The organism is Rubripirellula obstinata (assembly GCF_001642955.1).
GTDB classification, from domain to species: Bacteria; Planctomycetota; Planctomycetia; order Pirellulales; family Pirellulaceae; genus Rubripirellula; species Rubripirellula obstinata.
Map to the genome: position 1 here is coordinate 1 of NZ_LWSK01000126.1, position 14,349 is coordinate 14,349.

The 14,349-nt window shown below is 53.9% G+C and carries 14 protein-coding genes; 10 read left to right on the forward strand and 4 right to left on the reverse strand.

Features of this window, described 5'->3' with window-relative positions; all coding sequences use genetic code 11:
* Positions 1-250: 250 nt before the first annotated feature.
* Positions 251-1,621 carry a DUF4912 domain-containing protein gene (locus RC85_RS21265; protein ID WP_068266621.1) on the reverse strand — a complete coding sequence of 457 codons (1,371 nt, stop codon included), beginning with the start codon at positions 1,619-1,621 and terminating at the stop codon, positions 251-253.
* Between the two features lie 879 nt (positions 1,622-2,500).
* Between RC85_RS21265 and RC85_RS27040 the strand changes: the two genes are divergently transcribed.
* The 10 genes from RC85_RS27040 (at position 2,501) to atpC (ending at position 10,915) form a co-directional block, all read left to right on the forward strand.
* On the forward strand, positions 2,501-2,704 hold the full coding sequence (locus tag RC85_RS27040) for an AtpZ/AtpI family protein (RefSeq protein ID WP_149752721.1): 204 nt from the start codon (positions 2,501-2,503) through the stop codon (positions 2,702-2,704).
* 1 nt (position 2,705) lies between these two features.
* Positions 2,706-3,317: a hypothetical protein gene (locus RC85_RS21275; protein ID WP_068266627.1), complete on the forward strand. Its 612-nt coding sequence runs from the start codon at positions 2,706-2,708 to the stop codon at positions 3,315-3,317.
* Positions 3,318-3,329: 12 nt separating this feature from the next.
* Positions 3,330-4,337, forward strand: a complete 1,008-nt coding sequence (atpB, locus tag RC85_RS21280; protein ID WP_068266630.1) for a F0F1 ATP synthase subunit A — start codon at positions 3,330-3,332, stop codon at positions 4,335-4,337.
* Between the two features lie 140 nt (positions 4,338-4,477).
* On the forward strand, positions 4,478-4,741 hold the full coding sequence (atpE, locus tag RC85_RS21285; protein ID WP_068266633.1) for an ATP synthase F0 subunit C: 264 nt from the start codon (positions 4,478-4,480) through the stop codon (positions 4,739-4,741).
* 72 nt (positions 4,742-4,813) lie between these two features.
* Positions 4,814-5,569 carry a F0F1 ATP synthase subunit B gene (gene atpF, locus RC85_RS21290; RefSeq protein WP_235033254.1) on the forward strand — a complete coding sequence of 252 codons (756 nt, stop codon included), beginning with the start codon at positions 4,814-4,816 and terminating at the stop codon, positions 5,567-5,569.
* Between the two features lie 102 nt (positions 5,570-5,671).
* Positions 5,672-6,301 (forward strand): ATP synthase F1 subunit delta, encoded by a 630-nt coding sequence (gene atpH / locus RC85_RS21295; protein ID WP_068266635.1) that lies wholly within the window; start codon positions 5,672-5,674, stop codon positions 6,299-6,301.
* A gap of 58 nt (positions 6,302-6,359) precedes the next feature.
* Positions 6,360-7,883 carry a F0F1 ATP synthase subunit alpha gene (atpA, locus tag RC85_RS21300; protein ID WP_068266638.1) on the forward strand — a complete coding sequence of 508 codons (1,524 nt, stop codon included), beginning with the start codon at positions 6,360-6,362 and terminating at the stop codon, positions 7,881-7,883.
* Positions 7,884-8,030: 147 nt separating this feature from the next.
* Positions 8,031-8,930, forward strand: coding sequence for an ATP synthase F1 subunit gamma (atpG, locus tag RC85_RS21305; protein WP_068266641.1), 900 nt, complete (start codon positions 8,031-8,033; stop codon positions 8,928-8,930).
* A gap of 144 nt (positions 8,931-9,074) precedes the next feature.
* Positions 9,075-10,529 carry a F0F1 ATP synthase subunit beta gene (gene atpD, locus RC85_RS21310; protein WP_068266644.1) on the forward strand — a complete coding sequence of 485 codons (1,455 nt, stop codon included), beginning with the start codon at positions 9,075-9,077 and terminating at the stop codon, positions 10,527-10,529.
* On the forward strand, positions 10,529-10,915 hold the full coding sequence (atpC, locus tag RC85_RS21315) for an ATP synthase F1 subunit epsilon (RefSeq protein WP_068266647.1): 387 nt from the start codon (positions 10,529-10,531) through the stop codon (positions 10,913-10,915). The genes atpD and atpC overlap by 1 nt, the downstream gene beginning before the upstream one ends.
* A gap of 107 nt (positions 10,916-11,022) precedes the next feature.
* On the opposite strand, the gene RC85_RS21320 is transcribed toward atpC, so the two are convergent.
* Genes RC85_RS21320 through RC85_RS21330 form a run of 3 tightly spaced genes read right to left on the reverse strand, consistent with a single transcriptional unit; the run spans position 11,023 to position 13,977 of the window.
* Positions 11,023-12,267, reverse strand: a complete 1,245-nt coding sequence (locus RC85_RS21320; RefSeq protein WP_068266650.1) for an MlaD family protein — start codon at positions 12,265-12,267, stop codon at positions 11,023-11,025.
* A 19-nt stretch (positions 12,268-12,286) separates the two neighbouring features.
* Positions 12,287-13,132, reverse strand: a complete 846-nt coding sequence (locus tag RC85_RS21325; protein WP_068266653.1) for an ABC transporter ATP-binding protein — start codon at positions 13,130-13,132, stop codon at positions 12,287-12,289.
* Complete coding sequence (locus RC85_RS21330; RefSeq protein WP_235033495.1) at positions 13,129-13,977, reverse strand: MlaE family ABC transporter permease; 849 nt, start codon at positions 13,975-13,977, stop codon at positions 13,129-13,131. The genes RC85_RS21325 and RC85_RS21330 overlap by 4 nt, the downstream gene beginning before the upstream one ends.
* Positions 13,978-14,349 lie beyond the last annotated feature (372 nt).

Genomic DNA, 14,349 nt, shown 5'->3' on the forward strand with positions numbered 1-14,349 from the left:
AAGTCGTTAGCTCCGCCGGGACAAGCCCGCAACGGAGGCCTACGTGAGAGTACCCTTTCGAATAATATCTGCGGTTAGGTAGCTCCCAGTTGCCGCTCCGTCCGGGGCAAGCCCGGCGGAAGCACTCAACGTCGCGGTGAGAATGAAACCTGCGCAAACGAGAACTGATGCAATCCCAAAGATTTAGCGGTCCAGGCATCGCCTACGCGGTTAAACGATTTGGAAACGCTTCGCGGCGTTGGATGGAGCCCTAGAAACGATCTTCCAGCTCGACCGCTTCCATGACCTTGGTGTTGCGTTCGACGGCGATCACCGTCGTGCGCTGTCGCAAACCATCGCGGCTTTCCGCGTTGACGGGCAGGACTTGGCGTTTGTCGGGCAGTTGCATTCGCACTGTAAACGAGCCGTCGGCTTGCAGCTTGACTGGCTTGCCAGCGACTTGCACCGAAGCTGATGGGAGTGTCTTTCCAAAGACAATCAGTTCGGCATCAACCTTGAACGGCAACTTGGATTGTCGCAGCAGTGATGGATCAGTAACCGTTTGTCCCTTTTCGCCACGCAGTGGCATCGGGCGATGCAGGCGATCCTCAAAGACTTCTTTCAGGTCACCGCAATCGGTTTCGTAACCACCGCTTAGCGAATAGATGCGTTCGTAGTCTTCGGCGATGTCATGCCAATGTTCATCCAGTCGTTCGCATTCGCCGGGTTCGGGTGTTTCGACGACGTTGCTTCGGCAAAGCGTGTAGAACTCGTTGCCAGAAATCGCGTACCCGACCAACACGCGGAACCGCGATGGTGGCTCGTCGACATCGATGTACCAATTATTGACGCCGCCGTGGATCGGAATATCGCGTGCGACGCTTTCGGCTGCGTTGCCATCGAGATCGCCGACGGCAAGCAATCGCAAGGTCGGAATCGCGGTGTGCCAGCGTTCCTTTAACGATGATTGCGCCCGCGCGATCGATGCACGCGTGATTTCCCAGGTCGCCTGCAACCAAAATGAGTCTCGAACCATCAACACGATACGATCCGCGTGCAATTGAGAATCACGCGTTCGGTCGACGCCGTTCTTGACGGCTGATCCGCCAACCAGCATTCCAGTCGAAAGATCCTTGTTCTTTTGCATTGTTTCGCGGCGACGTCGAATCTGGGCGCGGATTCTGGCGGTTTTGGGATCGACGCGAGATTCGGGCAGTTTTGGCATCGGCTTGTTCAGCCGTTTTTGATCCGCTTTGACAGCAGCACTCTTGGGCAGTGGCGATTGCTTTCTGGATCCGCTGGCCCGATTGGAAGATGACGCCGAGACGCCTTCGGACCTTGCGGTGACCGTTTTCGCGGTGGCAGACTTCGGGGATGCAGAGGAGTTTTTTGCGGACTTGGCCGATGCCTTCAACGTCCCCGTAGCCGCCTTGGACTTGGAAGCGGGCGACTTTGACTTTGCCGCTGGCGATTTCTTCCCTGACTTTGGTGCAGACTTGCTTCTCATCCGCCGCTGAACCTTCGCGATTTCACGAATCAATTCATCTTTTTTGAGTCCGTGCCAGCCAGCCACTCCGTAATTCTTTGCCAAGTCGGCGAGTTCACGTCGCGTTTGCGTTTTTAGGTCTGCGGTCGTAATCAACGGTTCTCTCCCAGGATGCTACGGCAAGGCGATCACGCCGATGCCGTCTCTTGTTGTCAACATTAAGCGAGCCTTCACGTCCCGATCCGTATCGCTGACCCCGTCGTATTGGCATCCTTGCCGATCTCATCAATCTGTCATCACTGCCGATTTCGTCGCCACCGAAGCTCGCATGGAGGCATTCGAGCGACTGCCAAAAACGCAAAAAAGTTTCAATTTACCGGGGGTAATTCGCCCCCTTCTAGAATTGCGTAATGGCATAATCGTCACCTGAAACATTATTGCAAGGGTCACGGATTTCATCTAGCACTGGCTCCTGCAAAACCGGAACATTCGGTGGAAAACTGTCTGAGATGCCCGGATAACCGTCCAGATTGGTGGTTTTTCGCGCAGGCCAGTGAACGTACGTTAATCCATGCTGCCATTTCGTGACTGCCAGAACGGCAAGGACTCGATTGGCCTAATGAAAATGTGTCGCTGTCAACTTCCAGCGATCCTTGAAAGTAGGCCGTAGCGAGCCAAAGCGAGTTACGGCGGTGCGCATAATTGCCGTAACTCGCTATGGCTCGCTACGGCCTACATACTGGCAATCAGGGAAATGTGCCGTTGTGAATTTGTCACGCCCCTTGAAAGTAGGCCGTAGCGAGCCAAAGCGAGTTACGGCGGTGCGCACATTGCCGTAACTCGCTAAGGCTCGCTACGGCCTACAAATTGCTGCGTTGCAATGATTTTTATCAGGCTAGGGTGCGGCGATCCGTCGCTGGCTATAGATTGACGGAGCAGTTTGGTCACACTGTGCCCGTCGAATCAATCGATCGTCGAATTGTCAATCAGCTCCCTTTGCGGGGCGACAGGGCACCCGAACCCGAGATCCTCCCAATGACAACCCCTACCGGCTGGATGAAGCATGCTGGGCTGGGGATCGAATTGGCCGGCACGACGATCGGCGTGGCCGCACTGGGCTACGCGATCGATTGGAAGATGCAGAATAAAACTCAGTACGCGACCGCATTGTTCGCGCTCATTGGGTTTAGCTTCGCAATGTTTCGTTTCATTCAGAATGTCTCTCGAGAAAACCGCTAAAGTGCCCGTCGCCGTTCTTCCTAACTCATCCGGCGTCGTCGAATCGGGCCCAAAACGGGAACCTGTGCCAGCGTTGGTTCCTGTGCCAGAGTTGGTTCCTGTGACTGTACCTCAGCAGACCGCTGGTGCAGGCAGTGCGAGTCGCGACGCCGTCTCGAACCATGTTGCCGATCTGTTCGCTTCGGTCGCTTGGCGAGTTTCGGCGGCCTGGATGGCGGGCTGCCTTGCTTTGCTGTTGGTGGTAATTGCGTTCGCGATCGGCGAAAAGCAATTCATTACGTCTGATCAAATAATCTGGGTTTCGCTCGCTAGCGGTTTGATTACGCTAGCGTCGCTGGTTCCCGGATTGGTGATCGGGCGAGGCGTTCCCGCGGACAAGGTTGCTCGCAGTGGCACAGCCATTGTTGCAACTTCGGCTGCCTTGGGAATTCGTTTCGCTGGCACTGTTGCACTGTTTGTTGCGTGCCGTTATCACTTTGGCGAAGAATCTTCGTCAATCGTTTTTTTGGTGATCGGTTGGTACGTCTTTTTAACCTCGATCGAGGTTCATGGGTTGGCTGGCGGCTTGACGTCGTTGGATCGAATCCAGGATTTCGGCAGGCGGGATAGTTAAAGAATCATACAGATGAATTGGATCGTCGCTTCTGCCGGAAACCCCGTCACCCATGCGGTGCCTCACGCGATCAGCGAAGAGGTGTTGCATGTCAATGTTGGCGGTGGTGACATTCCCGCACTGAACATTTACGACGGTGTTTATCGGTTTTTCATCACCAACCATTTGATGATGTCGCTGGTTTCAGCCGTCATGGTGATCTTGGTGTTCTGGTTCGTTTCGCGGCGAGTGCGAGTCAAGGGCAACGACCTTTCGTCCTATCAAACACGCGGCCGAGTGTCGCAGTTGTTTGAAACGATGTGCTCGTTCATCCGCGACGAAGTGGTTCGTCCCAACCTGCACGGGCTGACCGACAAATACATTTACTATGTCTGGACGATCTTTTTCTTCGTCTTGTTCGCCAACGTGCTTGGACTGATCCCGATCGGGTCGATCGTCTACATGTTTACCGGCGATCCTCACCACACACATTTGGGCGGAACCGCCACGGGCAACCTTTCGCTGAACATTGTTTTGGCGCTCGGCAGCTTTATCGCGATCATTTATATCGGGATTAAGGAAACGGGTGCCAAGGCATTCTTTTCGCACTTCAATCCGATCGGCTGGGATGATCCCGCGATGTTGGCGATCGGAATTCCGCTTTACTTTTTGGAATGGCTGGGCCTGTGCATTAAGTGCGTGGTGCTTGCGATGCGGTTGTTTGGAACGATGATGGCGGGTCACTTGGTGATCGCGGCTTTCATCGGGCTGATCTTTATGGCTCGCGAAAGTTCCAATGGACTTGGTTATGGTGTCCAGTTGGCCGTCATCGGCGGCGGGATTGTGTTGACGTTGTTGGAGCTGTTTATCTGCTTCCTGCAAGCGTTCATTTTCACGTTCCTGACCGTGCTGTTTATCTCGCTGGTCGCGACTCACCATGACCACGATGATGATCACGCAATGGATGATGAAGGCCAGATGGACCTTGATAAGTTGATTGCACCCGAACGAATTACACCGATGGCGGACCCTGCGACTTAGCCAGCGTAGGTCAACGGTCGGACTGAATAAATCACGAACTGTTTTAGAGACACTTTTACTATCACTAAACCTTAATCACCTTGACCGACTGTTTGGTCGGGGTGAACACACCGAGAAGTTTTCTCAGGAGCGAATGAGAGATGTTTGAATTGGCAATGTTGCTGGCACAAGAAGCTGTAAGTCCGGGCTACGGTACCATGGGCGTCGGTATCGGAATGGGTTTGGCCATTCTTGGTGCTGGGCTTGGTATCGGAAAGATCGGTAGCTCGGCTGTCGAGTCGATCGCCCGTCAACCCGAAGCAAGCGGAACGATCGCAACTCAAATGTTGATCTCGGCCGCTCTGATTGAAGGTGCGACTGTGATTGCATTGATCTTGCTGTTGATCCGAAATAGCGCTGTTTGATTTCGCAGTTGCGTTTTGATGACACGTTTTAGTTTCGTTCGCTTAACCTGCCTCGGGCAGCAAGGACTTTAGATGTTTACCGTTGATTCTTCGTTGTTGTTACGCTGTGGATTGTCGCCAGTCGCTTCGGCGCTGCTGTCAGTGCGAGGCTTTGTAATGACGTTGGCTCTCTGTGGCTTCGTGCTATGCGGATCCGGTGTTTCGATGGCCGACGAAGCCGTTGCTGATTCGGCAGCGGAAGTTGACCACGACCACGATCATGCTGGTGAAGATTCGCACGGTGACGATCTACACGGCGGGGATCATTCGGGCCACGGCGACGAGGCGGCGGTTCCGCCTTTGTTGCAGTTCGATTTTGGTTCGGCGATTTGCAACCTTGCGATCTTCCTGGGCGTGTTCGCGATTCTGTCCAAGTTTGTTTGGCCAGTCATCCTGGATGGCTTGAAGGCTCGCGAGCAAAAGATTCACGGTGATCTTGTTGCGGCTGAAAAAGCGAACGCGGATGCCAAGGCTTTGCTGGATGACTATCAGTCTCAGTTGGCCGAAGCGTCGACGAAGGTTCAAACGATGTTGGCGGACGCTCGTAAGGATGCTGAAACCAACGGTCAGAAAATCGTCGAAGAAGCCAAGGCAGAGGCTCAGCGTCAAACCGAGCGAGCGGTTGCTGATATTGAAACCGCCAAAAAGGTCGCCTTGGCTGACTTGGCGGGGCAAACGTCCGACATGGCGATGGCAGTTGCCGGTCAAGTGGTTGGTCGTGAATTACAGGCTGGTGATCACGCTGAATTGATCCGTCAATCGCTTCAGCGTCTTCCCAGTGATAACTAGTGGATCACAACGGGTGATCTGATCGCCCGCCAGTATGATGTTACAGCGTGACGCTGCAGAGAGTTTGATTTCCCTAACGCATAACTGCGAATTGATTTCCCGATGACCGAAGTCGCTCAACCTAAGAACGTGCTCGATCCTTCAGCCGAACAGCTAGGGAAGACTTACGCACGTGCTCTGATCAACGCGGCCCAGGCCGAAGGGAATGATACGTTGCAATTGGTTGTCAATCAGCTCGGTCAGATTGTTGACGAGTACCTCGGCGGCAGCGATTCGCTTCGCATGGCACTCGGTTCGCCTCGGATTTCCGAGGACGAAAAGGTGCGAGTGATCGACCGAGTTTTTGGTCAAGATTTTCACCCGCTGTTGATCAAGTTTTTGAAGGTCATGGCGTCACGTGATCGTTTGGGTTTTATCCACGCGGTTCGTGATCAGGCCACCCAGATTTTTGACGACATGATGGGACGAGTCGTCGCGTCGGTGAAATCGGCCGTGCCGCTTGATGATTCGATCCGTAACGAAATCACTAACCATTTGTCTTCGGTCATGAACAAGCAAGTTCGTTTGACCGAAACGGTGGATCCCGACCTGATCGGCGGCATGGTAATCCGCGTGGGCGACCGCGTTTATGATGGCAGCGTTGCCAATCGTTTGAATTCAATGGCTCGTACCACGCGAGCAGGTTTTTCCAGCAAATTGCTCGAGAAGTTTGAGCAGCTTACTTCCCAATAACTCATTTGTTTTTGTTCGGATGTGTATCTCCGAATGAACCTAATCATTAGACACAGCCATGAAATTTAGTAGCGACGAAATCGCATCGGTCTTGCAACAAGAGATCGAACAGTTCGACAGTAAGATCGATGTCCGCGAAGTCGGAACCGTGTTGGAAGTCGGTGACGGGATCGCCCGAGTTTACGGTCTCTCCGGCGTCATGGCCGGTGAAATGGTCGAGTTCCCCAACGGTGCGATTGGGCTCGCTTTCAACCTGGAAGAAAACTCTGTCGGTGTCATCATTCTTGGTGATTACCTGACCATCAAAGAAGGCGACGAAGTCAAGTCGTTGGGCACGCTGTTGTCGGTGCCTTGCGGCGACGCAGTGACCGGTCGCGTTCTGGACCCACTCGGAAATCCGCTCGACGGCAAAGGTCCGGTTCAATCCGACATCACGCGGCCTGTTGAAATCATCGCGACCGGTGTTGCCGAGCGGCAACCAGTGACCGAGCCGATGCAGACCGGCGTCAAAGCGATCGACGCGATGACACCGATCGGTCGTGGCCAACGTGAATTGATCATTGGTGACCGCAAGACCGGTAAAACGGCGATCGCGATCGACGCGATTTTGAATCAGAAGGGCAAAGACGTTAAGTGTTTTTACATTGCGATCGGCCAAAAGGATTCGGCGGTTGCCGGTATCGTTGATGTGCTGACACGCGAAGGTGCGATGGAATACACAACGGTGGTTGTGGCCGGTGCATCCGCCCCCGCTCCGCTGCAATACGTCGCTCCCTACGCGGGTACGGCGATGGCTGAACACTTCATGTTCAACGGCGGCCACTCGTTGGTCGTTTATGATGACTTGTCAAAGCAGGCGACGGCTTATCGCCAAATGAGTTTGCTGATGCGTCGTCCACCAGGTCGCGAAGCGTATCCTGGTGACGTGTTCTATTGTCACAGTCGTTTGCTGGAACGTTCAGCAAAGCTGTCTGATGCACTTGGCGGTGGTTCGATCACCAGTTTGCCAATCATTGAAACGCTTGAAGGTGAAGTTTCGGCCTACATTCCAACCAACGTGATTTCGATCACCGACGGTCAAATTTACTTGCAACCCGACTTGTTCTTCGCCGGGATTCGTCCTGCGATGAATGCGGGGATTTCAGTGTCACGCGTTGGTGGTGCTGCTCAGGTCAAAGCGATGAAGAAAGTTTCGGGTGGTCTTCGTTTGGACCTCGCGGCTTTCCGAGCTTTGGAAGCGTTCGCTCAGTTGGGAACCGACCTTGATCCAGCAACTCAGGCTCAACTTGACCGCGGTTACCGCATGGTTGAATTGCTGAAACAACCTCAGTACCAACCGCTCAGCGTCACCGAGCAGGTGCTTAGTTTGTATGCCGGTACACGCGGCTTCTTGGATGATGTTCCCGTGCGTGCGGTTCAACAGTGGGAAATTGATTTCTTGCAGTTCGCAAAAGACAAGCATAGCGGCACGATGGATTTGATCGGCGACAAGATGGATTTGTCCGATGACGTCGTCGAAAAGATCGAAGCCTGCATCAACGATTTCAAGAGCGGTTATAAGCCGGTTGAAAGCATCGCTTAGAGGTAGTTTTCGTAGCTGATCCCGCCAGGGTTCAGAGGGTTGCCGTTTGCTCGACTGAACACTGGCGGGCCCAGCTACGAAAAAGAAAAGACGGCATCAGAGTTATTAGAAAAAAACAACCATTCCACTCACGACTTTTCCTGACAAATGGCTAACGCCCGCGCCCTCGACAAACGACGCAAGTCCGTTCGCAACATCCGCAAGATCACGCGGACGATGGAGTTGATCGCGACCGCGCGTTACAAGAAAGCGATGGATCGTGCGGCGGCCGTGACGGCTTACACCGACAAGCTTTCGCATATCGTCAAAAGTCTGGCTGCCAGTGGGACCGAGGTTCAGCATCCTCTGTTGCAGCCTCGCGAAGAAACAAAGAACGCCAGCCTGCTGGTTCTGTCTAGCAATCGTGGTTTGTGCGGTGGTTACAACGCCAGCGTCTTGCGTTCGACGATGTCGCATTTGAAAACGATGCGTGAAGAAGTCCCCGGCGTCAGTATCGATGTCAGCGGAAAACGCGGCATCAACGGCCTGAAGTTTCGCGGTGTTGATGTTGAAGATCAGTACCTGCATTTTGAAGACCAACCAGCCTATGCGGAAGTCGAAAAGATCGCGTCGATGTACTTGGAAAAGTTTATCACTGGCAAGATCGACCGACTGGATGTGATTTACACCAAGTTCATCAGTACCAGCAAGCAAGTCGCGACCATCGAGACTTTATTGCCACTTGGTTCGCTTGGCGATGACTTGGACGATGAAGCGACCACTGCTGGTGTAAGTACTGGCCCAAGCGCCGAATACGAATTCCTGCCGTCGGCGGAAAGCATCTTGGAAGAAGTGGTTCCGACTAGCTTCAAGGCCAAGCTGTTTAAGTGTTTCTTGGACGCGGCCGTCAGCGAGCAGGTTGCTCGGATGATCGCGATGAAGGGAGCCACCGAAAGTGCTGGCGACATGATCAAACAACTATCGATGACGTACAACCGCGCTCGTCAAAGTCAAATTACCGGCGAGATCATGGAGATCATCGGCGGCGTCGAAGCCCTCGAAGGCTAGGGAGCAATTAGCTTTTAGCGATTAGCTATTAGCATTTGTTTCTGGACGAGATTGCAAATAAACAATTCACCCTAACAATTCCCACTCACCCGCTATCGGCTCAGAGCTAATAGCTAACCGCTAACCGCTAAAAGCTTTTTCCCCATGTCTACCGCTACCGATCAAAACATCGGCCGAGTCACTCAGGTCATCGGTTCGACTTTCGATATTGAATTTCCCGAAGGTCAACTTCCACCGATCTATAACGCTGTCTCGATTTACTCAGAGCACAAAGGCGTCACGATTAACTTGGTTGGTGAAATTCAACAGCACCTTGGTGGCGGACGTGTTCGAGCGATTGCACTCGGTTCGACCGAAGGCATGATGCGAGGCATGACGGTTGTCGATACCGGCAAACCCGTTTCGGTTCCGGTCGGTCAAGACACACTAGGCCGCGTTTTCAATGTGCTCGGTCAACCGATCGATGGTCGTGGCGACGTCAACGCCGACACTTATTTGCCAATTCACCGGCAAGCACCCGCCGTTCACGAATTGTCCACCAACACCGAAGTGTTCGAGACTGGGATCAAGGTCGTTGACCTGCTGACGCCATTCGTTCGTGGTGGTAAGGCCGGTTTGTTTGGTGGTGCGGGTCTGGGGAAAACCGTTATTTTGACCGAGTTGATTGCTCGGATCGCGTCCAGCCACGGTGGCTATTCGGTGTTTGCGGGTGTGGGCGAGCGAACTCGCGAAGGTACCGACCTTTGGCTTGAAATGCAGGAAACTGCGATCGGCGACACCGGCCGTAAGGTCATCGAACAAACGTGCATGGTGTTCGGTCAAATGAACGAGCCACCTGGGTCACGTCTTCGCGTCGCGTTGTCAGCGTTGACGATGGCGGAATACTTCCGCGACACGACCGGTGCCGACACATTGTTGTTCGTCGATAACATTTTCCGCTTTTCGCAAGCGGGTTCGGAAGTATCCGCACTGCTTGGCCGGATGCCTTCGGCGGTGGGTTACCAACCGACGCTGGCGACCGAAATGGGTGCGTTGCAAGAACGCATTACATCGACCAAGAAGGGTGCGATCACATCGGTGCAAGCCGTTTACGTGCCTGCGGATGACCCGACCGACCCTGCACCCGCGACGGCGTTTAGTCAGTTGGACGCGTTCATTTACTTGGAACGATCGATTTCGGAAAAGGGGATTTACCCCGCGATCGACCCGCTGGCATCGAACTCACGTATTTTGGATCCGCAGTACGTTGGCGACCGTCACTACACGATCGCACGCCGCGTTCAAACGACGCTGCAACGTTACCGCGAACTTCAAGACATCATCGCGATTCTTGGTGTCGATGAATTGAGCGAAGAGGACAAGACGATCGTCCACCGCGCTCGCCGTATCGAACGATTCATGAGTCAACCTTTCTTGGTTGCCGAAGTGTTCACAGGCAAGAAGGGTGAAATCACTCCTCTGGCCGATACCATCCGAAGCTTCGAGGGCATTTGCGACGGCACCTACGATCACTTGCCCGAGCAAGCGTTCATGTACGTCGGTTCGATCGAGCAAGTCGAAGCACAAGCTAAGAAGATGGAAGAGAAAGGCAAGAAGTAATGTCGATTCGCTGCATTGTTGTCACTCCTGAACGCACCGAACTGGAAAGCGAAGCGGATTACGTTTCGTTGCCCATGGACGATGGTGAAATGGGCATCCTGAAGGATCGCGCGCCCATGATCGGTCGTTTGGGATACGGCACGCTGAAGCTGCAGACCGCAGCCGGGCTCGAAAAGTACTACGTCGATGGCGGGTTCGCTCAAGTCGAAAAGAACGAGATCAACATTTTGACTGGCACCTTGGTACCGGTTGATTTGATCGACGCCGAAGAAGCCCGCGCGGCACTTGAAAAGGCTCGCGAAATGCCAGCCAGTAAACCCGAAGAAGCTCAAATTAAAGACAAAGCTGTCGCCCAGGCGCGCGGTAGGTTGCGAGCGTCGCGGTAGAGTTCTTTTTTGTGTTGCCGTAGCGAACTTTCAGTGAGCTTCCAGCGAGTTACGGCGGTTCGCAAAGTGCCGTAACTCGCTATGGCTCGCTACGGCCTACATTTTTTCTACTTCATGCCGGCGCCGCCGGGGCGTTTTGAAATCGCACCGCGGATGCCGAGTTGTCTTGGGTCGCGGGCGATCTTGTCGCTGAAGATTCTTGCATCGTCCAGGATGGGGCGAATGCGAGCGGTGGCGGCTTCGATGTTTTCGACCGTGCGTCGGACCTGGTAATAAATCTCGTCGTCTTCCAGCAGTTTTTTGACTGTCCCGTCGCTGTTGTTCAGCGTTCGGCCAAACATTTCAACCTGAGCCAAAGTGCGCTCGAGTCCTTCGAGCGTCTGCAGAACCTGCCCTGCATACTCGTCGCCGCGGTCGGCGAACGGCCGAGTAAACTGCTCAAGATTTGCGAACGTCTTCTCCGCATTCTTGACGGTATTGCCAAGCGACTTTTCGGTACGCTCGACAGCCGACTTTGCACTCAAGACGGTTTCTTCCGCAGCGACGCCTACCTTTTCAAACTGCCTTCCGGCGGCATTGATACTGTCAAACGTTTCTTCGGTTTGTGAAAGAGCCTTTTGAGCATTCGCAAGCAGCTTCGGCAATTGCTCGGCTGAGGATTCGAGACCGGTTCTGATTTGCGGATTCTCGACAAGCTCGCGAACCCCACGCATCACCGCTTGGAATTCCTCTAATGCGACGACGGCCCCCGCGGAAACCTGATCGATCTTGCCGTCAGTACCGCCGACGACTTCACGCATTTCTTTGGCAAGCGCGTCCACACTCTCACCAGCCATCGCGATTGATTCACCGGCTTCTTTGATGGCGTCAAAGGTGTCGGTTAACTCGTTTTGCATCTCAAACAGGCTCTCGGACTTGCTGCCATAGTTAAAAAACTCATCCGGCGTGTACAGCTCAGTCGCTCGTTGTTGATCGTCTTTGTAGATGCTGGCCAGTTGCTTTTGGGATGCGGGAATGAACTCAATTTTGGCGTCGCCGGTGACGAAATTGCCGCTGCCGATTCGGGGAACGTAACGGTGCGAGATTGGAAAGTCGCTATCCATCGTTAACGTGATCAACACGCCGCCTTCGTCCCGCAATTCGATATCCGAAACGCGGCCGATCGCTACTCCGTCGCGGACGACTTTTGTGTTCAGCCCCACGCCTTCGGCGGACGGAAAGACGACCGACAAGTTGTAGTCGTCGTTAAAGACGCTGGGAAACGCACCGAACAGGAACGTCAGAATGATGCCGATTCCGATTGACGAAATTACCAACACGCCGACGCCGAATTTGAGTCTATTTTCATCCATGATTATGCCTCACAGCTTTTCAGCTAGCCTCGCTAGCCATTTCGCGAATTCGGTCACCCGCTTCGCCTCGCACAAATTGCCGAACGCGGCGATCTTCTGCGTGTTCTAAATCGCTCGGTGACCCGTCAAAGAGCACCTGCGATTCATGGATGTCCAAACGTCTCCGTGGAAACAACATCAACACTCGGTCCGATACCTTTCGAGCGGTGTGCATGTCGTGAGTCACCACGACGCTGGTAACGGGATACCGCCGACGCGTGTCCAGGATCAATTCGTTGATCACGTCACTCATGATTGGATCGAGTCCCGTGGTTGGTTCGTCATAGACCACGAGTTCTGGTTTTAAGATCAGCGCGCGAGCCAGACCCACGCGTTTTCGCATTCCGCCTGACAATTCGGCCGGGCGACGGCGAGTGATATCGGTCGGCAAGCCGACTTCCGATAAGTGCTGCATCACGCGATCGCAGACTTCATCCTCGCCGACATCGTGTTCGTTTTGTCGGATGGGAAAAGCAACGTTGTCAAAGATCGACATGCTGTCGAATAACGCAGCGTTTTGAAACACAAAACCGATTCGACGCCGGATCATCGCCAGTTGAGCGTCTGTCAATTTGGCTAGATCTTGGTGGTCAAACTTGACGCTGCCCTGGGTTGGTTTGACCAATCCAATCAGCGTCTTCATGAACACTGTTTTGCCACAACCGCTTTCTCCGATGATGGAAAGCGTTTGTCCCTTGGCGATTTTCAGGTCGATGTCTCGAAGAATCCATTGACCGTCGAAGCCGACCGATAGATCATCCACTTCGATCAGATTGCCGTTTCGGATTGGCGCGACGGACTCGTCGTTACTGGAGATGTCACTCATAGGAAAGACGCTCCCGTGGGATAGATGCTGTAGTAGATCGAATTCAAAACGATGGTTAAGAATAGATCGATGGCCAGGATCAGGACAAACGAATACACAAACGCGGTCGTGGCAGCTTTACCGACACCTTCGGCACCGGCTTGGCAATGGAAACCGCGATAGCAGCTAACAAGTGCGATGGTGCCACCAAAGAAAATGCTCTTGAAAATCCCGCTAAACAGATCGAAGCCGGTCACACCGTCGCGTGAATGATTGAGGTACGCAGCATGATCGATGCCAAGAATGATCACGCTGTAAAAGTATCCGCCAACGATGCCCATGAAATCGGCCATGATGGTCAGGGCAGGAATCAGCAAGATGCACGCGAGGAAACGCGGCACGACCAAATAGTGAATCGGGTCGGCCCCCATCGTGGTGAGTGCATCAATCTGCTCGGTCACCCGCATCGTGCCCAGCACTGCTGCCATCGCACTGCCCACGCGACCCGCCAACATGGTCGCGGCAAGCACCGGACCGAGTTCTTTAACCAGAGTGCTGTTGATCACTGCGCCCAAACGACTGTCGAGTCCGATTGCGTGAAACTGGGCGTAACTCTGCACGGCCAAGACCATGCCGATGAAGGTTCCTGTTAGCGCAACAACAGGCAGGCTTAGCGCACCGACCTGGTAGAAGTTAATCAAGATCGTTCCGCGACTTGGCAGCCGAGTGAACATCCATTTCAACATGTGCCAAGTGAAAATCGATAGGTCACCGATCGCGCTGACGCCATCAACGACCGCCGAACCCCACTGCGTCACCCAACGAGTGAGCGCACCGGCCGAGTTCCGTGAAGGAATGCTTGAAATGGAAGCCGCCGATTCTGACACAGTTTCGGATTCGCGATTGAGAAAATTGGAATTCGTGTACGGTGACCGCGTACGGAACTGGTATCGGCGAGGTAAACCTTGCGGCTTGAGTCAACCGTGCCGAGTGCGTCGACTTTGATTCGGTTCAGGCTGCAGCCACCGTATTCACCAGTTTTTCGTAGGCCGTAGCGAGTAAAGCGAGTTACGGCAATTTGGAACCTGTCCCAAAACAACTTCCCGGTTTCCCCAACCGTTAAACCGCGTGGGCATCGCCCCGCGCGTTAGGCCCGGAGGGCCGGCAGCTCCCTGCCGGGTGCGTGAGCACCCGGATGGCTGCCCCACATCAATTCTCTGGCTCGGTTTCGCGGCTAC